This window comes from Flavobacterium cyanobacteriorum, from assembly GCF_002251835.1.
Lineage (GTDB): Bacteria > Bacteroidota > Bacteroidia > Flavobacteriales > Flavobacteriaceae > Flavobacterium > Flavobacterium cyanobacteriorum.
This window is the reverse complement of sequence record NZ_NOXV01000268.1, coordinates 21,597-44,138: the sequence shown is the minus strand read 5'-3', so window position 1 is coordinate 44,138 and position 22,542 is coordinate 21,597. Positions and strand designations below refer to the sequence as shown.

12 protein-coding genes and 1 pseudogene are annotated in these 22,542 nt (G+C 43.7%); 4 read left to right on the top strand and 9 right to left on the bottom strand.

Annotated elements, in window-relative coordinates; all coding sequences use genetic code 11:
* Positions 1 to 2: 2 nt before the first annotated feature.
* From porZ to CHU92_RS09615, 3 genes and pseudogenes are all read right to left on the bottom strand, one after another.
* On the bottom strand, positions 3 to 2,324 hold the full coding sequence (gene porZ, locus CHU92_RS09625; protein ID WP_094415000.1) for a type IX secretion system anionic LPS delivery protein PorZ: 2,322 nt from the start codon (positions 2,322 to 2,324) through the stop codon (positions 3 to 5).
* A gap of 118 nt (positions 2,325 to 2,442) precedes the next feature.
* Positions 2,443 to 3,788, bottom strand: a pseudogene (gene gdhA / locus CHU92_RS09620) (NADP-specific glutamate dehydrogenase).
* Between the two features lie 150 nt (positions 3,789 to 3,938).
* Positions 3,939 to 5,084 (bottom strand): cystathionine gamma-synthase, encoded by a 1,146-nt coding sequence (locus CHU92_RS09615; protein ID WP_094414998.1) that lies wholly within the window; start codon positions 5,082 to 5,084, stop codon positions 3,939 to 3,941.
* Between the two features lie 102 nt (positions 5,085 to 5,186).
* Between CHU92_RS09615 and CHU92_RS09610 the strand changes: the two genes are divergently transcribed.
* A complete protein-coding gene (locus tag CHU92_RS09610) occupies positions 5,187 to 5,978 on the top strand; it encodes a DUF3298 and DUF4163 domain-containing protein (RefSeq protein WP_094414996.1) in 792 nt (263 codons plus the stop codon).
* Positions 5,979 to 6,159: 181 nt separating this feature from the next.
* Here the strand turns inward: CHU92_RS09610 and CHU92_RS09605 are convergent, their stop codons facing one another.
* The 4 genes from CHU92_RS09605 to CHU92_RS09590 form a co-directional block, all read right to left on the bottom strand.
* The gene (locus tag CHU92_RS09605) at positions 6,160 to 8,934 is read right to left on the bottom strand and encodes a PD-(D/E)XK nuclease family protein (RefSeq protein WP_094414994.1); all 2,775 of its coding nucleotides are present in this window, start codon (positions 8,932 to 8,934) and stop codon (positions 6,160 to 6,162) included.
* A 68-nt stretch (positions 8,935 to 9,002) separates the two neighbouring features.
* Positions 9,003 to 10,400: an OmpA family protein gene (locus CHU92_RS09600; protein ID WP_094414992.1), complete on the bottom strand. Its 1,398-nt coding sequence runs from the start codon at positions 10,398 to 10,400 to the stop codon at positions 9,003 to 9,005.
* A 111-nt stretch (positions 10,401 to 10,511) separates the two neighbouring features.
* On the bottom strand, positions 10,512 to 11,705 hold the full coding sequence (gene kbl / locus CHU92_RS09595) for a glycine C-acetyltransferase (protein WP_094414990.1): 1,194 nt from the start codon (positions 11,703 to 11,705) through the stop codon (positions 10,512 to 10,514).
* A 60-nt stretch (positions 11,706 to 11,765) separates the two neighbouring features.
* Positions 11,766 to 14,906, bottom strand: a complete 3,141-nt coding sequence (locus CHU92_RS09590; RefSeq protein WP_094414988.1) for a UvrD-helicase domain-containing protein — start codon at positions 14,904 to 14,906, stop codon at positions 11,766 to 11,768.
* Between the two features lie 121 nt (positions 14,907 to 15,027).
* Here CHU92_RS09590 and CHU92_RS09585 point away from each other — a divergent pair, with 121 nt between their 5' ends.
* A complete protein-coding gene (locus tag CHU92_RS09585; protein WP_094414986.1) occupies positions 15,028 to 15,636 on the top strand; it encodes a superoxide dismutase in 609 nt (202 codons plus the stop codon).
* 79 nt (positions 15,637 to 15,715) lie between these two features.
* Complete coding sequence (locus CHU92_RS09580) at positions 15,716 to 17,002, top strand: Type 1 glutamine amidotransferase-like domain-containing protein (protein WP_094415024.1); 1,287 nt, start codon at positions 15,716 to 15,718, stop codon at positions 17,000 to 17,002.
* Between the two features lie 356 nt (positions 17,003 to 17,358).
* Here the strand turns inward: CHU92_RS09580 and CHU92_RS09575 are convergent, their stop codons facing one another.
* Entirely contained in the window at positions 17,359 to 19,257 is a 1,899-nt protein-coding gene (locus CHU92_RS09575) for an amidophosphoribosyltransferase (protein ID WP_094414984.1), read from the bottom strand.
* A 58-nt stretch (positions 19,258 to 19,315) separates the two neighbouring features.
* On the bottom strand, positions 19,316 to 20,251 hold the full coding sequence (locus CHU92_RS09570; RefSeq protein WP_094415022.1) for a PfkB family carbohydrate kinase: 936 nt from the start codon (positions 20,249 to 20,251) through the stop codon (positions 19,316 to 19,318).
* 342 nt (positions 20,252 to 20,593) lie between these two features.
* On the opposite strand from CHU92_RS09570, the gene CHU92_RS09565 reads away from it, so the two are divergent.
* Complete coding sequence (locus CHU92_RS09565) at positions 20,594 to 22,492, top strand: S9 family peptidase (RefSeq protein WP_094414982.1); 1,899 nt, start codon at positions 20,594 to 20,596, stop codon at positions 22,490 to 22,492.
* Positions 22,493 to 22,542 lie beyond the last annotated feature (50 nt).

Below are 22,542 nucleotides of genomic sequence, written 5' to 3'. Positions count from 1 at the left end.
GGCTAACGCACTATCATCACTTTTTTCACCTTGGTTTCAGAACCGTCTTCTGATGCAATAAAAATCATATAAACACCCGATGCTACTTTATACCGGCCGAAAGCTGTGGTGTTCCATAAAACGGTTCCGCCTTCGGATGTTGTTTCAAAAACCAGGTTGCCCTCAATGTCGGTTATTTTTATATTGGCCTTGTCAATCAGGCCGCTTATGTTAACGTCTCCTTCAAATCCCGGGCGCACCGGGTTCGGGAAAACATACACGTTATTAAGGTTCTCTTCTGCTTTGGTAGATGTACCCTGATAAGAAACCATGCCCCTGTCTGTGGCAAAAAATACTTCGCCGGTTACAGGGTCAATTTCAATATCGTTGATGTTGTTGCTGGGCAGGGGAGAGTTCAGCTTTGTAAAATGAAACAATGTCTGCTGCCCGTCCGGCGATACAAGGAAAGCTCCTGCTGTTGCCGTTCCTATCCATTTGTTGTTGGCACCGTCAACCTTAATATCGGTTATAAACTGCTCAAACATGAGCTCCTGCGCCAGCCCGTCCTCCAGTATTATTATGGCATTGGTAGTAAGTTCATTCTCCGTTAAAAAGCGGTCAACCCCCCGCAAAACCCTCAGCCCTTTTTGCGTGCCTATCCACAGCTGGTTGCGGTTGTCTATTGCTACGCAGCGCACATAGGTACTGGGCAGGTTGCTGTCGTTCTTCATTACAATGAATTTATCGTTCTGCCCTTCATTAAAGGCTATCAACCCGTCATTTAGCGACGGTATCCATTTAGTGCCGTTCTTGTCGATAACCATCTTCCCGTATTCCCCTTCAAAAGTATTGGCAATAATACCTTCAAAGCTGTAAGATACCCACGAGCCGTTAGTGCGCAATACCTTTAGCGGTTTTGGTATGCGGGTGTTAAGCATCCACAGGTTGCCCTGCCTGTCATAGGTCATGCCGTTAACGCGTACGCTCCTGTAGTTGGGAAACTGGCTTGTAAAAAGCGACTGTAACCCTTCGTTGCCGTTGCTGTTGGTGTTAAGCGGTGTAAAAACCTCTTCTACCTGGTCTCCTGTAATTTTCACGAGGCCGTTGTGGAAGGAACCGATGTAAACCTCATTTTCATTATTAGGGTTAACCACAATATCAGAAAGTGAAGCCACCTGGTTGCCTTCATTCTTTTCTTCAATATCTTCATAAGGTATGGATGTCCAGCCTTCTGCAGTAAGCTTACTTATGCCATATTCGGCTTCGTTCGGTTCATAAAAAGAGCTATAACCCCCAAAAACTGCCCATAAGGCATTGGCTGATTTTTCAAGTGAAAAGATATTACTGCGCAAAGGGCCGTTGGGTGTAATATTACTGATGATGGACAGGTTGTTTATAAATGTGGCAAAAACACCTTTATTTTGTGTGCCTATAAAGAGTTGGTCATTAAGTATTGTTGCGCACGAAAAATTAGTTGGGGATGTTTCTCCCGGAATAATATTTATTGATGCTTGTAACTGAAGTTGTTCATTGTAAACCCTTACATTATTAATAACAGTTGCCATCAATGACCCGTTTACTGATCTTAAATCAAGCAAAGGGGTCGCAAAGCTGAAACTGTGGACTACAGAAAAAATATTTGGCCCGCTGAATTTGAATATAGTATTGGAATCCCCGCCAATAAGCGTATTGTTATGTGTAGTAATAAAAAACCACGAACCGAAGTTATACATCTCCCACTGATTGTAATCATTTAAGTTGGGGCTGGCTACAAGCCCTCTCCTAATACCGGCATTATCGCCGCAGGCAGCATATATATAGCCATTATGTACGGTGGCCTGCCTTACAGGCACTTCGGCGCCATTGGGGCCAAGGTAAAAGGTGTCGCCAAATTCAAGAGTGGCAATATTAAAAACTGCAATGCCAAAATCACACGAAATATAGGCTTTACCTTCATGTTCATAAATATGGTTTATCCTTTTGCGGTTTGACTGTACGGTGGCTTCCTGTACTATATCAATGCGGCTTGCCACGCTGTTATCACTGTTTATTACCAGGAGCAGGCCATTATCATTGCCTACCAGTGTCTTGTTAAAGGCGGTGCTGTGGTGTATTGCCGTTACCGTTTCGGTTTTTAGCCCGTCAACCGATGTGATTGTTTTTATTTCGGCTGTACTGAGGTTCTTAAAGAAGACAGCATTTTCCCCTGCGGCAAAAACTTTATTGGCCGATTGTGAAAGATCAACAATGTTCGTATAGGAATAGTAGCTTTTCCAAAGCCGGTTGTTTTGGGAAATGCCTGCAAAAGGGGCAAGCAGCAAAAGCAGGAACAATATTCTTTTCATCAGCAATCGTTTGCACAAATATAAGCTAAAACGCAATTATTGCATTTTTTGTATGTATATTGAAAAAGGCCCTTCATTTGAAGGGCCCTTAATGTATTTTTAGTACCGGTTATATATCTTATACAACACCCTGTGCCAGCATGGCATCAGCTACTTTAACAAACCCTGCAATATTGGCGCCCTTTACGTAGTCAATGTAACCGTCTTCTTCAGTTCCGAAGGTAAGGCATGACTGGTGTATGTTAGCCATAATGGCCTTTAGCCTTTCATCAACTTCTTCTCTTGTCCAGCTTAGGCGGAGTGAGTTTTGCGACATTTCGAGCCCTGAAGTGGCTACACCACCGGCGTTTGATGCCTTGCCTGGGGCAAATAATATCCTTGCCTTGTGGAAAACAAGTACAGCTTCGGGGGTTGAGGGGGCATATTGGCGCCTTCGGCAACACAGATACAGCCATTGTTTACAAGCTGTTGCGCTTCCTCACCGTTAAGTTCGTTTTGTGTGGCACAGGGAAGGGCAATATCACATTTTACTTCCCATGGCTTGCCGCCTGCTACAAATTTTGCTGAAGGGTATTTTTTTACATACTCACTTATACGCCCATAGTTTACGTTCTTTATTTCCATCACATAGGCAAGCTTTTCAGCATCAATGCCCGCCTCATCATAGATATATCCTGATGAATCAGAAAAAGTTACCACCTTGCCTCCAAGCTGCATGGCTTTTTCAGCGGCATACTGCGCTACGTTTCCTGAACCTGAAACTACAACAGTTTTTCCCTCAAAGCTCTGCCCCCTTGTGCCAAGCATGCTCTGTGCAAAATATACACAGCCATAGCCTGTAGCTTCAGGACGGATTAATGAGCCGCCAAAACTGATGCCTTTGCCGGTTAGTACACCTGTAAACTCGTTCCTCAGCCTTTTGTACTGCCCGAACATGTAGCCAACCTCACGGCCGCCCACGCCGATATCCCCGGCAGGAACATCGGTATCCGCACCTATATGCTTAGCCAGTTCGGTCATGAAGCTCTGGCAGAAACGCATAATTTCGTTATCGGATTTCCCTTTAGGGTCAAAATCTGAGCCGCCCTTGCCCCCGCCCATAGGCAATGTGGTAAGGCTGTTTTTAAATGTCTGCTCAAAAGCAAGGAATTTCAGGATGCTCAGGTTAACCGACGGGTGAAAACGGATACCGCCTTTATAGGGGCCAATGGCTGAGTTCATTTGAATCCTGTAACCCCTGTTTACTTGTGTATTACCATTATCATCAAGCCAGGTAACGCGGAACATGATTATCCTTTCGGCTTCAACCATGCGCTCCAAAAGCATTTTGCCCTGGTATTTAGGATTCTTTTCAATAAAAGGTATTACTGTTTCGGCCACTTCATGCACGGCCTGTAAAAACTCAGGTTCATTGGGGTTCCTTTTGGAAACCAAGTCCATAAAAGACTGCAAGCTATCACTCATGTTATTAATGTTTTAGTAGTTAAGAAAACGTTTTCGTTACTTGGGGCAAATATATATTTTTATTTTAATACGTTAATTTTGTTATTGTGTTTATTTGTTTGCAGCGCTATTTGAAATCCGTTCAGGAAAATCATCAGCTAAACCAATAAACTATAACAAAGCCTGCTCAATATCGGCAATCAGGTCATCGGCATCTTCAATGCCAACACTTAGCCTCACCAGGTCATCAGTAATGCCTATTTCTTTCCGCTTATTTTCCGGTATTGAAGCGTGTGTCATCATGGCAGGGTGATTAGCAAGTGATTCCACGCCTCCTAATGACTCCGCAAGGGTGAATACGCGTACTTTTTCCAGGAACTTTATGGCATCGGCCTTTGCGCCGGAATTAAAGGTAAAGCTCACCATGCCGCCAAAACCGTTCTGCATCTGTTTTTTGGCAACGTCATGGAACGGATGGTTTTCCAGCCCCGGGTAGTAAACCTTTTTAACGTTAGGATGGCTGGCCAGGTATTCGGCTATTTTCTGCCCGTTCTCGCAGTGGCGCTGCATACGGAGGTGCAGGGTTTTTATACCACGAAGCACCAGGTATGAGTCCTGCGGGCCGAGCGTGGCACCGGTGGCAAACTGTAAAAAATGCAGCTGCTCTCCCAGCTGTTCCTCTTTAGCTATAAGGGCCCCGGCAATAACGTCGCTGTGCCCGCCGAGGTACTTAGTGGCCGAATGCATTACAATATCGGCGCCCAGGTCAAGCGGACGCTGAATGTAAGGTGTGGCAAAAGTATTATCTACAGCAAACAGCACCCCTTTATCTTTAGTTATTTTGCCTATAGCTTCAATATCGGCCAGTTTCATCAGTGGGTTGGTTGGTGTTTCTGCCCATACCAGCTTTGTATTTTCATTAAAAAGCGATTTTAGCCTGTCAATATCGTTCATGTCCACAAAGTGGAACTTTATGCCGCTGTCTTTATACACGCGGGTAAACATGCGGTAGGTGCCGCCATACAGGTCGTCCATGGCAATAACCTCATCGCCGGCCTTCAGCATACGCAGCACACAGTCGGTAGCGGCAAGGCCCGATGAAAAAGCCAGTCCGCGTGCGCCGTTCTCAATACTGGCCAGCGCGTTCTCCAGCGCTGTGCGGGTAGGGTTGCCCCCCCGGCTGTATTCGTAACCGCTTATCAGTTGCCCCGGGCTGGTCTGCGCAAAGGTTGATGTTTGGTAAACAGGCGGCATTACAGCCCCGGTGGCGGGCTCATAATGCTGTCCGCCGTGTATGGTTTTTGTGTTAAATTTCATATAAAAACAATTCGTTATCGGTAAATTTAGGCAAATTTACTGTTATTTGGTTATTGCCAGACGCGTGGCACAACCTTTTACAAAACAATAACACCATTAACTATGAAACGCTACTATATAATTGCTGTATTGTTGCTGTTGGCTACAGCATGTAAAAAAGAAACAGGAAACACAGAAGCTCCCGCTGAAGCGCCTAAGCCGGAAGGCCTGTATTTTAGAACCGAAACGTATAGTAAGAAAACTTCCCTACCCTGTAAAGGCGGATGCACCAGTGTGAGCATTGAATTACCTGTGGCTGAAAACATTCCTATAGTAGCCGATAGCATCAACAAAAAGATATTCAATACTGTGCGGGGTATTGTTTATTTTGGGGAAAAGCCTTCCGACGGAAAGAGTTATGAAGAAGTTATGGCTTCGTTTATTGGGGCTTATGACAAGATGAAGAAAGATTTTCCTAATGACCCTATGCTGCCCTGGGAAGCGAGGATTAATGGCGAAACGGCTTATAGAAGCGAAAGTATTGTCAACATACTGATAAAGAGCTACATGTTTACCGGTGGGGCACACGGTTATGGCGCAGAGAGGTCGCTGCTGTTCGATGCTACAACGGGCCGGTCGTTAACAAATGAGGATATTTTTACGGATATTAAAGGCGTTACCGCTTTTGCTGAAAAAAAGTTCCGGGAAAAGTTTAAAGTTCCGGCCGGCAAAAACATAAATGCAACAGGTTTTATGTTTGAGGGCGACAAATTTGCGCTGCCGCAAAATATATTTTTTACAAAAGAAGGTTTATTGCTGTACTACAACCCCTATGAAATTGCATCGTATGCTGAGCAGCAAAAGGAGCTTTTACTGCCGTATGATGAGGTGGGTATTTACCTGAAGGTGAAGTAGTGGCGTAGGTTCTCCCTTTGGGGTAGTTTTTCCATAATGCCTATAAAACATTATGTATAACAACTTATATCTTAAATCTCTGCCATCACTCTTTAAGAAATGATAAAAATGAAGGTAACCGGAAGAACTTTTTTATCGGCAAAAAGCCAGTGGCATTGCCAATAAAAAGGCCCGCAGGATTTTACGCCAGTTTTTCTTCAAAAGGAATATCCGGGTTAAGGATTTCATTAATCAGTAGTACCAGCTGTGTTTTGAAAGCTTCGAGTATTCTGTCATCAACTATGTGGAGCGCGGGCGCATTACGGTCCCACCCGTCTTTGTATGAAAAGCCCATGAACCCGTTTTTCATATTTTTAAATGAAATTATCCCTACTTCAGTTTCTCTGCTTTGAGCATAGTTTTGATGCATAAAAGCATAGGTTAGCAACTGTATGATTTTTTCATTTTTTATATCGCTTGTCAGTGTTTCCCAATCTTTAAGTACAAGGTTGTTTTTTTCTACCTTACCTGTTTTGTAATCAATAATCCTTATTTTTCCGTTGCGATGTTCTATACGGTCTATATTGCCCGATATCAATACGGGAAATGGCAGCCGGCCGTCTTCGAGCTTCCTGTCGAATTTTTGTTCCAGCGCCAGTATTTCTACCTGATCACCATCAATGAGCAATTGCTTTTCGTACATCAACAGGTTGTAGACATTGCGTTTGGCTACTTCAAAGGCAAGAAGGTTTTTTCCTTTTTTTATTTCACCTTCTTTATACACCATTATAAACTGGCGCATCACTTCATCATTGGCCAGCTGAACCATATCATCAACATCCTGTACTGTAAGAAGTTTGCTGAGGTATGGCTTATATAGCGCCTCCAGTGTACCATGGATAATTGTACCGAGTGTATTTAAGGCTATGTTTTCTTCTACTTCTTCTGCTTCGCGGATACGCAGTACACGCTGGTAATAGAATTTTAAAGGGTTTCCAATGTAGCCTGTAAGCGCAGAGGCAGAAAACCCTGATATTGTAGCGATTTCGTAGAGGCGTTGCATTGCCGGGGCTGACTTATGAATTGCCATAGGTTCATATGCCTTATCAGGCAGGTAGGCATTGTATATCGTGTTTACAATATTATGCGCGGGCTGTTTTTCAATTTCAATTTGGGTAAGGAATCGGCTTCTTTCACCGGCGTCGAGGCCTTCACTTTCGGTGTTGTACAGCAGGTAAATATTTTTTGCCCTGAGCAACAAGTGGTAAAAGTGATAGCTGTAAATGGCATCTTTTTCCTTATAAGTAGGCAGCCCGAGTTCCCGTTTTACATCATAAGGGATAAAAGAGTTAGTAGATTTCCCGGCAGGAAATTTACCCTCGTTCATTGAGGTAATAATTACATTCTCAAAATCAAGTACACGGCTTTCCAGCACACCCATAACCTGCAGGCCTGTCAGCGGCTCTCCTTCAAACGATACCTCAGCAAGCTCGGCCGCCTGCTTGTAAACCTGATACAGCACCTGGAGACTATTTATCGCTCTATATTCTTCAGAATAATTAATCAGCGTATTAACTACTTTGAATATGGAATATAAGAAAGCTTTTACAATTTTTTCTTCTTCCTGGTCATTGCTCAGAAATGACTTTATCAGCAATAATATTTCAGAAAGCCGGTTAAGCACAGCAGGTACGCCATCGTCCCAGCGGACAAACAGTAACCTGAACAGGGGGGAGATTTCACCTTGTATGCCGAATAATTTGCTTTGGGAGAAAAACGTCAGATTGTTCCGGTTAATGACGTTTACGGTTGCTGCCGCACCAGCGTATGGCTCTACTAATGGGTGCGTCAATATATCCAGCACTTCTTTATAATAAAAAGTATAGTTTTTTTCGTTTCTGGCGATGGCATTGGTATGCATTTTTAAAAGCTTGTGTACCAGTATCTGCGCAGGGTTATTGCGGCTGCTGTAACCCATGGTAATATTTAGGCTACCCACGCTTGCAGGCAGGCTGTACAATAGCGGGATGAGCATGTTTTCTTCACCCAGCACGATGGCAGTTTTGTCTATACCCGCACCGCTTTCCAGTATCTGCTCTATAATTTCCCCGGCTATTTTTGCCTGTCCAATAGTTTTTGGCGTACCAATTATATTAATGTTTTTTGGTTCGCTGTAATCTTTTACAATCCATTGGAATGATTTTGAGCCATATTCTTTCCATTCCCGTTGGTACCGCCTTATAAAAAGCCCCGCATCGTGGTACTTGTCCTCCAGGAAAACCTGGTCAATATCCCAGTAAATCTCTGCACGGCCTGCTGAAACGAGGTGGCGTAAGATAGTTTCTTCTGCAGTATTTAGTGCATTGAAGCCCGCAAAAATTATTTTATGTTTCTTTAATGTGTTTGTGTAAATGTTTATGTTATTTGCTGCCTCTCGGTAGATAATGCCTTGGTAACCGATGCCTTTTTTTAGCAGGTGAGCGTATAATGATTTATAATACTGTGGAAGTGGGCCCCAGAACTCAAGATAGTTTTTAATCATTGGAGTCTGCTGGCTTGCATCTACTGCCCAATGTTTTATATCTTCGATATCTTTTAAATAAGACAATACAAAATTAGGGTTTAACAGGTAACGGTCTATTTCGTTAAAATCCTGAAGAAGCGTTTTAGCCCAGTTAGCAAATTGCTCAAAAGGCTGTAGCTTTTCGGGTGGGGTAAGTTTGCTATACACATTATAAAACTCAAAAAGCGTTGTCATAGCATCAACAGAACGTATCCCTGCCACATCCTGCATAAAGTCTTCGATACTTACTATTGTGGGTGCAAAAACAGTCTGGTCAAGATTTTTTTTCAGCGCTTCCAGAAGAAATATCCTTGCCCGCTTATTGGGCAGCACAATTACAACATCTGTAAGTTTTCCGGCAAATTCTGTGATTAGTTCTTTGCTTAGTTTATTAAGGAATGTTGGGTTAGCCATGGCATAAAAATAAAAAAAACGTCCCGTAATTACGGGACGTTTCTTACATTATTTAATCAGAGGATAAATTATTCTTTAATAAGTAATACTTCAACCCTCCTGTTTTGGGCTTTCCCTTTAGCTGTTTTGTTAGAAGCAATTGGCTTAGTTTCACCGAAGCCTGTAGATACTAATCTGTCAGCGGCAATACCGTTTTCGATCAGGTAGTTACGTACTGCGGCAGCCCTGTTTTCAGATAGTGACTGGTTAAGCGCGTTGCTACCGTCGCTGTCAGTGTGTCCTTCAATGATGAACCTTGCGTGAGGGTATTCTTTAAATATCCTTTGCATGCTTTGAAGTACCGGCATTGTTTCTTCTTTGAATGTAGCTTTACCACTGTTGAACAGTATGGTCTTCGCAAACTCATTGAGGCGCTTCATAACTTCTTCAGTTACTTCAGGGCATCCGCGGTTTGCGGTAGTACCTTTTACTTCAGGGCAAAGGTCATCTTTGTCAAGTACGCCGTCACCGTCAGTATCAGGCCATGGGCATCCGCCATTTTCACGTGGGCCGGCAACTTCAGGGCACCTGTCATCTTTATCAGTTATACCGTCAGAGTCTTTGTCAGGGCATCCTTGTAGTTCTTTAAGGCCTGCGACATCGGCACAAGCGTCATCTTTATCAGCAATACCGTCACCGTCTGTGTCAGGGCAGCCTTGGAATTCCTGTAGGCCAGCCTGTTCAGGGCAGGAGTCATTTTTATCAGGAATGCCATCGCCATCTTTATCAGGACAACCATTGAATTGTTTTAATCCTGCTTCTGTTGGGCATTCATCATCTTTGTCATATATACCATCTTTGTCTGTGTCTTTGCCTCCAAATTTGAATGAAAGCCCTGCAAAGTGCTGAAGGTGCCTTGGAACATTGGCATCTGCGGCATCTTCAAATGTATGTTTGTATGTAGACTGGAATGTAAGGCCTACATTCTCAACAAACCAGAATGTTACACCCAATCCTCCGTTAACGGTGCCATTGCCTTTATCATCTATCCAGGTATAACCGCCACCTACATGCAGGTAAGGATCAAACCATTTAGTACCTATTACGTTAAGGAAGCTGTATTTAATAAGGCCATCTACACCATAATAGGAAAGGTCACCTGGATTATTTACTACATATTCCGAACTACCTGGCTGGCGGGTAACCAACCTGTCAATTCTGTTTACTGATCCCGTGATACCAAAAGAGAAGTTGTTTCCAACGTGCCTTGAAACTGTTACATAAGATACGGAAGGAAGGATGTTCCAGTTGTCTTTGGCGTTGAAGTATTCGCTAAACTTGTCTTCAAATTTTGAAGCCTGTCCGAATCTTGTATCAACTGCATTGGCACCAAAGGAAACGAGCCATGGATTGTTTTCGTCCTGGGCCTGGGCGTTTAATCCCATTGCCAGCAGGGCTGCAACAAATAGTTTGTTAAGATGTTTCATACTTTTTTATTTTAATTACATATAGGTTATATCAAGGCAAATTTAGCATGTTAGAATTGAACAGCAAAACGATTTATTAAAAATTATCCTACTAATCCCCCTAAATTGTAGTTAAATTATAGTTAATGCTTTGCCAACCTCTGTAAATGAGGCAATTGCCTTGTCCAAATGGTCTTTTGTATGGGCTGCGGAAAGCTGTACTCTTATCCTTGCTTTACCCTTCGGTACTACCGGGAAAAAGAAGCCAATTACATAAATTCCCTTTTTCAACAGCTCGTCAGCCATGACCTGTGATAATTTAGCATCATACAGCATAACAGGCACAATAGCGGAATCACCATCTATAATGTCAAAACCTGCTTTTTTCATGCCTTCCTTAAAATATGTAGTATTCCATTCCAGTTTGTCGCGAAGCGTAGTGTCTTTCTCAAGAAGCTCAAATACCTTAATGGAAGCTCCTACTATGGCAGGGGCAAGCGAATTAGAAAACAAATAGGGCCTTGAACGCTGCCTGAGTATTTCTATAATCTCTTTTTTACCGGTAGTATAACCACCCATAGCCCCGCCGAGGGCTTTGCCCAGTGTGCCGGTAATTATATCGACCCTTCCCATTACCCTTTTAGCCTCCGGGGTTCCTTTGCCTGTAGCACCTATAAATCCGGCGGCGTGACATTCGTCAACCATTACAAGGGCATCATATTTGTCGGCAAGGTCACATATTTTATCCAGAGGCGCCACAAGCCCGTCCATGGAGAAAACACCGTCTGTGACGATAATTTTAAAGCGCCTGCCTTCTTCATTAGCCTTGATAAGCTGCTGTTCCAGTTCTTCCATATTACTGTTCTCATAGCGGTAGCGTGTGGCTTTGCAAAGCCGCACACCGTCAATTATAGACGCGTGGTTGAGGCTGTCTGATATTATGGCGTCCTCTTCACTAAAAAGTGGCTCAAATACGCCCCCATTGGCATCAAAAGCTGCCGCATACAATATAGTATCTTCCGTTCCGTAAAATCCGGCTATTTTATTTTCCAGTTCTTTATGGATGTCCTGCGTACCACATATAAAGCGCACAGACGACATGCCAAAACCGTGGGTGTCGAGCGCATCTTTGGCAGCCTGGATTACTTCAGGGTGCGACGACAGCCCAAGGTAATTATTGGCACAGAAGTTCAGTACCGTCTGCCCGTTGTCAAGTGTTATTTCGGCGCCTTGCGGGGAAGCTATGATACGCTCCCTTTTGTATAGGCCGTTTTCTTTTATAGCGTCAATTTCAGATTGTAGATGTTCTTTAATTTTTCCGTACATTTTGTTGTTGTTATTGTTGTAAGTGCAAAGATAAAACAAACACTATTCCCCCTTTTGGGGTTAGGGGGCTAAATTTACTACATTTATATCCTCCCCTATGTAAACAAGTGTTTTTTTAACCACCTCAAATCCCATCTCCTGTAAAGCAGCGCCATATTCTGCCAGCTGGCGCTCATATTTTGCATGGTGCGAACCGGTTTTGTAATCGAGCAGGCAGGCTTTGTTAGCATAAATGGCTACCCTGTCGGGCTTGATGGTGGGCATGCCGGGCGCTATTATATTTTGCTCATTGAATATGGTATTGTTTTCATTAAAAAACGTTTCCAGCCCGGGGTGGGTTACCACTTCCCTGAGCGTCTGTTCAACAAGGGCTTCCTGTTGCTTTGTAATCAGCCCGGTTTCTACTGCTTTCATGAGTGCCGCAGGAATGTCATGTGCGGTGTGGATGAAGGATAAAATTTCGTGCATTATATTACCAAATTCTATAGCCTGAGAACGACCTGTGCCCCACATAAGCGATTCCCGCCCTGCAATTTTAACGCCGCGGGGGCTGAAATTTTGCCGCACCACTTTTATTGTTTCCTGCCTGCCCGCAATTTCAGTATTGGCGGATAATTTTCTGTTCCTGCCAAATTCATAAGTATTGATGGTATTGTCATAAATACTTTTGTACTGCAGGAACTTTATAAAACGTGACGACATGTTGTTAGTCAGTTCTCCCTTAGCGGTAAAATTTCGCCCTGATATAATATATAGCTGTTCTTCAGCCCTTGTAAGCGCTACATAGAGTATGTTGATATTGTCCAGCAGCTCCTCCTGTGATTTTAGAAAATATAGTTCCGAAGCCTTTTCGCCGTATTCCGATACTTCCTTTTTACTGTCGATGAGCGCTTTCCGGAATTCAAAGGTTTCATCATCAAGATCCAGCCACATTTTATTTCTTGGCGCTTTGGAATAATCTTCTTCGGCAAACGGGAAAATTACAACCGGAAACTCTAATCCCTTTGATTTATGTATCGTCATGATACGCACCGCATCGGTTCCTTCAGGAGAAGGTATGCTGAACCTGGAACCGTTATTGTCCCAGTAATCAAGGAAATCGGCAATACCGCTTTGCGCCCTAACATCGCGTTCCAGCACCAGGTCAAGGAAATATTGTACGTATGACTGGTTGCTTCTCTCCCTGATGAAAGCGGCAACGATAGTTTCAACCGCTTCATAAAGTGATTTTTTCCGGCAGTCCCTGAATGAGATGGAAATGCCCCTGTTTTGGAGCCATGTTTCCAGCAACGCCTCATCGGGCTGCTGCATTCCTTCCTTTATAAAATCGTGAATTTTTTCCGGCGGCACCAATTGCCGGGCAGCAAAGTACAGGAAATATGCCTTTGCTTCCATGTTTTCATTGCTTTTCAGGTACCGTAGCAGGTTAATGATTAACTTAACCTCTGTAGCATTTTCTATAAGCAATGTTTCAGATGACAGGATTGGGACGCCTTTTTCGGTAAGGTAGTTGGCCAGCAGGACTCCGGGCTGCCTTTTACGGGTAAGGAGTACAATATCTTTGTATTGGAAACCAAGCGCTTTCACCTGATGTATTGTCTGCAACGTAGCCTGCAGGTATAATTCATTTTTTGTTACCTCTTCTTCGGCGCCTGTTTCAGGGATGAAAGAAATGTTTACATAACCGCCTTTTTTGGCATTGGTTTCCTGGTGGCTATTATCCCTGTATAGGTCCCTGTAATCTGCGTATTCAAATTCGCCTGAAAGAAAAGTAAAGAACTCATTGTTAAAGCCTATGACTTCGCTGTAGCTCCTGAAGTTTTTGCCAAGCTTAACCAGTTGCCAGTCAGGGTTTGAAAACGGGTTTTGTCCCTTACTAAGGCCAATAAACTGTTCTGCCCGCCCGCCCCGCCAGCGGTATATGGATTGTTTGGGATCGCCCACGATCATAAGCGAACCTTTCTCTCCAGCCATATCCTGCCCCGCGAGCGCATTATCAATAAGGGGGATGAGGTTTTGCCACTGCATCTGCGAAGTATCCTGAAATTCATCAATAAAAAAATGGCGGTAGCGTTCCCCCAGCCTTTCATAGATAAAAGGTGCGGGCTGGTTTTGTATCTCTTTGTGGATTATAGCATTAAATTCAGCTATAGAAAGTATATTCTGTTCTTTTTGAATCTTTTCGAGCTCCAGGCTAATGGAATTTAACAAGGAGAGTGGAGTTATATTTTTCAGGAAAGCACTGTAAAAGTTAAGTTTTTCAAAGTTCTTATACGCCTTTTGCAACAGGGCCAGTATTTCGTCGAGAATACTTTCTATAACTGCACGGTCTGGTGCATTTTTATTAATGGCTACATCCTCGGGGATGTAATATTTTTTTTGGGTGCTGCTTAGTTCTCCGCGTTGTATACAGGCTATATGGTTGGGGAAAGTACCTCTGGAAAAAGATTTTGTATCAATGCCGTGGCTATCTATTATTTCACCAATCTGCCTGCCCAGCGCCCGGCATTCTTTGTTCAGGGCAGCCACTTTTTCCCGGAGTTTCTCTTTAATTGCGGGGAATTCTTCTACTGGCTTGTCCCTGAACTGGCCTACTTCGTTGCGGTGGTTTTCATTAACCAGCAGCTTTGCTATTTCAAACAGTTCGTAGGTTATATCCCAACTTTTGTCGTTATCAGTTTTATCTACCGAAAAGTCTACCAAAAGATTAGTCAGCACCTCATTTTCACCTGCTTTGGCAATTATGGCGTCAACCGCTTCATGCAGCAGGTTTTCTGTTTCTAATGAGACATCAAAAGTTACCGGCAGGTTCAGGTCATGTGCAAAAGCGCGGATTACTTTATGTGTAAATTTGTCTATGGTAGAAATATCGAAAGCCGCATAGTTGTGAATGATGTTTTTTATGATAGCACGTGCTTTGTTCTTTATTTTTGCAGGCAACAGCCCAGTTTCCATACTAATCTCGGTTAAAAGATTATTAGCTTTTTCATTAGGTTCATCTATTGAAAATTCCGAAAGATTACTAATAATCCTGTTTTTCATTTCTTCTACAGCCTTATTGGTAAAAGTTATAGCAAGAATTTTACGGTAGCCGTCATCAGTAGGGGACTGGAGGAGTATTTTCAGGTACTCCTTTACCAGCATATAGGTTTTACCGGAGCCGGCAGAAGCATTGTATATAGAAAAAGCAGGTTTTGTCACTATCAATAAAAGTTATGGGTTTTAAACGATAAAAATTATAACATAATCTTATTCTGTATAAAATTTAAAATTTCTAAATTTGGATAAATTTAGTATTAATCTTTTAAAAAACACCCATATTATGGCTTTTGAACTACCAAAACTTCCGTATGCTTACGATGCGCTTGAGCCCCACTTTGATGCACGCACTATGGAAATACACCACACCAAGCACCACAATGCCTATACTACTAACCTTAATGACGCCATCAAAGGTACTGACCTCGAAGGTAAAACTATTGACAACATACTTATTAACCTCGATATGAGCAATACTGCCGTGAGGAATAATGGTGGCGGGTACTATAACCACAACCTTTTCTGGCAGGTGCTTTCGCCTAAAGGTGGCGGGCAGCCAACCGGCGACCTTGAAGCGGCCATTGAAAAGGCATTTGGTTCTTTTGAAGAATTTAAGGCAAAGTTTGCCAAGGCTGCGGCTACCAGGTTTGGTTCAGGCTGGGCATGGCTTTGCGTACATCCCGGCGGGAAGCTGGAAATTTGCTCAACCGCAAACCAGGATAACCCTCTGATGCCAGAAATTGGCTGCGGCGGCACTCCAATATTGGGGCTTGATGTTTGGGAACACGCCTACTACCTGAACTACCAAAACAGGAGGCCTGACTACATAGAGGCTTTCTGGAATGTGGTAAACTGGGAAGAAGTGGCAAGGAGGTATGCCAACGAAAAATAAAATTTTCTATAAGAAAGGGCGCTTTAACAGCGCCTTTTTTTATTCCGTTTCATTATATTTATCCTGTAAACCGCTGATCATGAAAAAACTCCTGCTATTAATTTTAATTGTGCCTTTTTATTGTCTTGCGCAGGGCTATACCAGTTACTTTACCGGAAATACAAACAATATTACAACCGTTACTACGCCCGGTACCTGCCTTATGGGTGGCGCTACCGAAAATGATAATGCCATGATATGGCTGTTGCAGAAGGCAAACGGGGGCGATGTTGTGGTGCTGCGCACCTCGGGCAGCAACGGGTATAATAATTATTTTTATTCAGAACTTGGCGTTGCCGTTAATTCAGTTGAAACGCTTGTTATTACTTCAGCCACAGGGGCAACACATCCTTATGTGCTGGACAAGGTTGCCAATGCGGAACTTATATGGCTGGCCGGTGGCAACCAGTGGAATTACATAAGCTATTTTAAAGATAATGCCCTCGAAACGCTTCTTAATCAGCATGTGAACCAGAAAAATGCCCCTATTGGCGGTACCAGCGCAGGCATGGCTGTTTTAGGGCATAACTATTTTACTGCGCAAAATGGTACGGTAACTTCTGCGCAGGCGCTGGCCAACCCTTATCATCCCAACCTGACCCTGGGGGTACACGATTTTTTACAGATCCCTTTTATGTTTAATGTAATAACAGATACGCATTATGACAATCCTGACCGCAGGGGGAGGCATACAGCTTTCCTGGCCCGGCTTGTAGAGGACCATAATTTCCAGCCTAAAGGAATTGCCTGCAATGAATATGTGGCGGTGTGTATTGACGGTAACGGGCTTGCAAAAGTATATGGAGAATATCCTGCCTTTGAAGAATATGCTTATTTCCTCATGCCCAATTGTGAAAGCGGCTATATCGAAAACGGTATACCTGCCTGCCTGCCGGGGCAGCCACTGACATGGAGCTACCCTACCGGTGCGCTTAAAGTGTATAAGGTTCCCGGAACTGCTGATGGCACTAACACGTTTGACCTTTCTGACTGGTATAGTGGCAATGAAACAGGAGGGGTATGGCAGCACTGGAATATTACAAACGGTAATCTAGATATTTCTCCGGGTACTGCGCCCCAGGATTGCCTCCTGCGCAACCGTCAATTTGCCCAGGAACACGCTATTTCACCAAACCCTTTTCATGGCCACATATACATTACAGGTGGCGCTTCGTATGTAATCATAACAGATATGTCCGGAAGGCAGGTGTTCCACGGTGCTGTACCCGCAGATATTGTTGACACTTCTGCACTTCAGCCCGGTATCTATATTATCAGCATTGAAAAGGAGGGAAAGATGTTGACAAAGAAAATGATAAAAAAATAAAAAAGGGAAAACATTGTTTTCCCTTTTTTGCCCCCAAAAATACCGTAAAACTAATTTACTATGCTATTTTGTGTAAAAATAGGCCAAACAGCTATACACTGCAAATGTTTTAGATGAAATACAAGAACAATCGTTGAAATGTAAAAACAGCTTGTAATAAAATTACTGTATCCTATATAATAAAAGAAGCGGAAAGTGTTAGTTTCCGCTTTCTTGCCCCCAAAAATACCGTAAAATAAATTTACTAATGCTATTTTGATGTAAAAGTAAATTTTTTATAAAGATGCTCCAACTTTTTTAGATAAAAAACACTAAAAACTCGTTGAAATACCATATTTAACAATAATTAACAGTTGCTAATAAGCTCTCGCATCATTACCTTCATAGAAGTTTATAAACGCTCTATTGACTACCCTGTTACCCCCGGCAGTAGGATAGTTACCCGTAAAATACCAGTCACCAAGGTTCTTAGGGCAAGCCTTGTGCAGGTTATCCACATTCTGGAAAATAATTTTTACTTCGGAATTTATATCTTCTGTGGTAAGCATTTCCGCAATCTTATCCGATATTTCCTGGTCGGTAAACGGCGCATAGAAATCTTTTACATAGTTTACCACCTCATTGTCAGGCAGGTTTTCCTGTGCCTTACTCTTTTTGTACACTTCTTCTGTTATATGTTCAAGCCCGCGCTCTTTGAGCAGTTGGTGCGCCGCCTGGAACGCAATGAAATTTTCAAGCTTAGCCATATCAATACCGTAACAGTCGGGGTAGCGTATCTGCGGGGCAGAGGATACCACCACAATCCGTTTTGGGTTTAGCCTGTCCAGCATTTTGAGGATGCTCATTTTCAGCGTTGTGCCTCGCACAATACTATCGTCAATAATAACAAGGTTATCTTCAGGCTTAATTACGCCATACGTAACATCATACACATGCGCCACAAGATCGTCACGGCTGCTGTCTTCGGTAATAAAGGTACGCAGCTTTGCATCTTTAATGGCTATTTTCTCTGTCCGGATCTTAACCGACAGCAGTTCCTGCAGGGTATCAGCAGTAAGGGATTCCTTCCGCTTTAAAATCTCGTTGGTTTTACGCTGGTTCAGGAAGTCCTGTGCGGCCTCAACCATGCCAAAAAAAGATGTTTCGGCAGTATTGGGTATGTAGGAGAAAACAGTATTATCCGTATCATTTCCAATAGCTTCCAGCACCTGTGGCAGTACCAGCCTGCCTAATGCCTTACGTTCCTCATAGATTTCGGCATCACTGCCCCGGGAGAAATATATCCGCTCAAATGAGCATGCTTTTTTAGGAAGTGCGGGTATAATTTCCTCAATACGGATGCTGCCGCTCTTTTTAATGATGATAGCATGCCCCGGCGCAAGTTCGTGTACCTCTTCAAACGGCACATTAAAAACAGTCTGGATGACAGGCCGCTCCGAAGCTACCACGGCAATTTCGTCATCTTTATAGAAGTAAGCCGGACGTATGCCTGCCGGATCTCGAAATACAAACGAGTCGCCATGCCCCAGCAAGCCTGCCATAGCATAGCCGCCGTCCCAAAACTTGGAAGATCTTTTCAGAATCCTCACAATATTCAGCCTTTCAGAAATAACAGAGGATGCTTCCTGCTTGTTATAGCCTTCGTTCTTGCAGTCCTGGTAAAGCTCGCTCACCTCGTCATCAAGAAAATGGCCTATATTCTCCATCACGGTAACCGTATCGGCCAGTTCCTTTGGGTGCTGCCCTAATTCTACAAGGTTGTTGAACAGCTGGGTAACATTGGTCATATTAAAGTTGCCTGCCACAATAAGGTTGCGGTGCATCCAGTTGTTCTGGCGCAGGAAAGGGTGCACGCTTTCAATGCTGTTCTTTCCGAAAGTACCATAACGGACATGCCCCAGGAAAACTTCGCCTATGTAAGGGATATGTTCCTTCTGCAGCGCCACATCATCATTATATTCCGGATGAAGCTGCAGCTCCTCATTAATGCGCCCGTTTATTTGTGCAAATATGTCCTGTATGGGCTGCTGCTGGTTAGAGCGGATGCGGCTTATATAGCGCTGCCCCGGCTTAACATCCATTTTGATGCTTGCAAAACCGGCGCCGTCCTGCCCGCGGTTGTGCTGCTTTTCCATGAGCAGGTACATTTTTTGTATGCCGTAAAAAGCGGAGCCGTACTTTTCTTTATAGTATTCCAGCGGCTTAAGAAGCCTTAGCATTGCAATACCACATTCGTGTTTTATTGCGTCACTCATAATAGTTGTGTTGTTGTAGTTATCTATTAAAAAAAGCCCCATACTGAGGCTTAGTTATTTATTTTGCTGTTTCGAGCGCTATATCAAACTGCGTAAGTGCCCTGAACTGCTGCAGGCGTTCCAGCACCTCTTCTTTGTGCAGGCGCACCATGCGTTGTGTACCGAATTCTTCTACACAAAATGATGCCATGTTGCTTCCGTATATAATAGCATTCTTCATATTTTCAAATGAGATGTTCTCACTCTGCGCAATATAGCCTGTAAAGCCGCCGGCAAAGGTGTCCCCGGCTCCTGTAGGGTCAAATACTTCCTCAAGCGGGAGTGCCGGCGCAAAGAACACATGCCTGTTATGGAACAGCAACGCCCCATGCTCGCCTTTTTTGATCACTACATATTTAGGGCCCATTTCATGAATTTTGGCAGCCGCTTTCACAAGCGAATATTCGCCTGACAGCTGGCGTGCCTCCTCGTCATTAATCGTTATAACATCTACGCGCTTCATTACCTGCAATAACTCTGCCAAAGCACAGTCCATCCAGAAGTTCATGGTGTCAAGCACCACCAGTTTGGGCTGTCCCTCCATCTGGTCCAGCACGCTGCTCTGTATCAGGGGGTGCAGGTTGCCCAGCATAACTACATCGGCATCGTTAAAATTTTGAGGCACAACAGGCTTAAAGTCAGCCAGTACGTTAAGTTGTGTCTCTAAGGTATCGCGCGAGTTAAGGTCGTTATGGTAGCGGCCACTCCAGAAAAAAGTTTTGCCACCTTTAACCACCTCAAGGCCCGATACATCAATTCCCCTGTTTATAAGCATATCAATATACTCTTGCGGGAAGTCCTCGCCAACTACTGATACTATTGCCGATTTTACATTAAAAAACGAGGCTGAAAGGCCTATATAGGTACCGGCACCGCCCAGGATTTTATCGGTTTTTCCAAAAGGTGTTTCAATAGCATCAAAAGCTACGGTTCCTACAATCAGTAATTTGTTCATAAACAGGATGAAAATTTTGAAGCGGCAAAGATACAGTTTATATTCCAAAAGGCAAATTATCAAAGCTAAAAGCGCATTGTTGTCCGGAACATCGCTGCCTGTCATTAAGTATATACAGGTGCACCACAATTATTTGGCATAAGTTTAATATTAAAGAAGAAACATGGATTTATTTATGTAAAATAACAGAAGCTGTTTATTTTTGTGCCTGGCGCTTTTATCTTAAGTAGCCATAATAAAAAAGGAATAGTCAGGCTGGGCAATGGGAGTAAACTGGGCAGGGGGAGTGCATTTTAAGTACTGACATACATGATAATTATCCGGAGTGTTAATTTACACATTATGAAAAAAATAATACTTTTAACTGTAAGCCTGATGGGAATATCTGCTTCCGCGCAACAAACCATGGCACCCGAACTGCTTTGGAAACTGGGCCGTGTGAGCGCCCTGGGCCTCAGCAAAGACGGCAAGAACGTAGTGTATAAAGTCTCAACGCCTTCGGTTAAAGACAATAAATCAGCTTCAAAATACTACACCGTGCCGGTTGCAGGCGGGGCAGCCACTGAAATCAAGGAATATAAGGAGCTGCTGAAGGACAGGTATGTGTCGCCTGATGGCAGGCTTTTCCTGCACCACAAAGAAGTAAAAGTGGAGAAAGTACTGGGTAAGGATTATTATCCGGAGCTGGAAAAATCTACCGCGCAGGTATATAACGGCCTCAACTACCGCCACTGGGACACCTGGAATGACGGAACCTACAACCACGTAGGTTTTTCGCCCGTAAATGACAAGGATAACTTTACTGACATTATGCCCGGCGAACCTTATGATTCCCCGCAAAAACCTTTCGGTGGTGAAGAAGATTATACATGGTCGCCCGACGGGAAAAGCATTATTTATGTAGCTAAAAAGAAAGCAGGCACCGAATATGCCGTGAGTACCAATACTGACTTATACGGGTATAACCTTGAAACGAAACAGACCGTTAATCTTACACCAAACAACCCGGGGTATGATACTAATCCGAATTTCTCGCCGCAAGGCTATTTGACCTGGCTGCAGATGAAGCGTGACGGCTATGAGGCCGACAAAAATGATATTATTGTACGTGTAAACGGCAAAGACATTAACATAACTGCGGGCTGGGACGGTACTGTTGACAGCTTTACGTGGAGCAGCGACGGCAAAAAGATATACTTCAGCGCACCGGTTGACGGCACCAAACAGCTATTTGAGGTGGCTTTTTCGGCAACGGCTACAGCTTTTACCATAAAGCAGGTTACAGATGGTATGTTCGATATAAATACCATTGTTGATTTTACAGGCTCCAAAGTAATTGTGGAAAGGGCGGATATGAACGACGCCACAGAAATATTCAGCTATGACATGAAAACAAAAAAATGGCAGCAGCTTACGCATGTTAATGATGCCATATATTCAGGTATTGCCCTGAGCCGCACCGAAAAGCGGTACGTTACCACTACCGATGGTAAGAAGATGCTGGTATGGGTTATCCTGCCGCCAAACTTTGATGCTAATAAAAAATACCCGGCTATACTGTACTGCCAGGGCGGACCGCAAAGCGCGCTCACGCAGTTTTACTCGTACAGGTGGAATTTCCAGCTTATGGCTGCCAATGGCTATATAGTGGTAGCGCCTAACCGCCGCGGCATGCCGGGACACGGGGTGCAATGGAACGAACAGATCAGCAAAGACTGGGGTGGCCAGGTAATGGAGGATTACCTTTCGGCTATTGACAATGTAGCCAAAGAGCCTTATGTAGATAAAACCCGCTTAGGGGCTGTAGGGGCCAGCTACGGTGGCTATTCGGTGTTCTACCTTGCAGGCATACACAATAAGCGCTTTAAAACATTTATTTCGCACTGTGGTGTTTTTAACCTGCAAAGTATGTATGGCACTACAGAAGAAGTGTTCTTCACCAACTGGGACAGCGGCGGGCCCTATTGGGAGAAGGACAATGCCGCAGCGCAAAAAACCTATTCGCAGTTTAATCCTGTTAACATGGTAGCGAAGTGGGACACACCGATACTCATTATTCAGGGTGGTATTGATTACCGGGTGCCTATCGGGCAGGGGCAGGAAGCTTTCCAGGCTGCACAGCTAAGGGGCATCAAAAGCAGGTTTATACTTTTTCCTGATGAGAACCACTGGGTGCTGAAGCCGCAAAACGCACTGGTGTGGCAGCGTGAATTTTTCGGGTGGCTAAAGGAAACATTGTAACATTTTTACAGCCGCGGTTTTGTAACTTTTACCTAACTTTACCGACCCAT

Excerpts from the sequence above, each read along its gene's own strand:
- porZ (WP_094415000.1), bottom strand. The coding sequence starts at position 2,324 with ATGAAAAGAATATTGTTCCTGCTTTTGCTGCTTGCCCCTTTTGCAGGC.
- CHU92_RS09615 (WP_094414998.1), bottom strand. The coding sequence starts at position 5,084 with ATGAAATTTAACACAAAAACCATACACGGCGGACAGCATTATGAGCCC.
- CHU92_RS09610 (WP_094414996.1), top strand. The coding sequence starts at position 5,187 with ATGAAACGCTACTATATAATTGCTGTATTGTTGCTGTTGGCTACAGCA.
- CHU92_RS09605 (WP_094414994.1), bottom strand. The coding sequence starts at position 8,934 with ATGGCTAACCCAACATTCCTTAATAAACTAAGCAAAGAACTAATCACA.
- CHU92_RS09600 (WP_094414992.1), bottom strand. The coding sequence starts at position 10,400 with ATGAAACATCTTAACAAACTATTTGTTGCAGCCCTGCTGGCAATGGGA.
- kbl (WP_094414990.1), bottom strand. The coding sequence starts at position 11,705 with ATGTACGGAAAAATTAAAGAACATCTACAATCTGAAATTGACGCTATA.
- CHU92_RS09585 (WP_094414986.1), top strand. The coding sequence starts at position 15,028 with ATGGCTTTTGAACTACCAAAACTTCCGTATGCTTACGATGCGCTTGAG.
- CHU92_RS09580 (WP_094415024.1), top strand. The coding sequence starts at position 15,716 with ATGAAAAAACTCCTGCTATTAATTTTAATTGTGCCTTTTTATTGTCTT.
- CHU92_RS09575 (WP_094414984.1), bottom strand. The coding sequence starts at position 19,257 with ATGAGTGACGCAATAAAACACGAATGTGGTATTGCAATGCTAAGGCTT.
- CHU92_RS09570 (WP_094415022.1), bottom strand. The coding sequence starts at position 20,251 with ATGAACAAATTACTGATTGTAGGAACCGTAGCTTTTGATGCTATTGAA.
- CHU92_RS09565 (WP_094414982.1), top strand. The coding sequence starts at position 20,594 with ATGAAAAAAATAATACTTTTAACTGTAAGCCTGATGGGAATATCTGCT.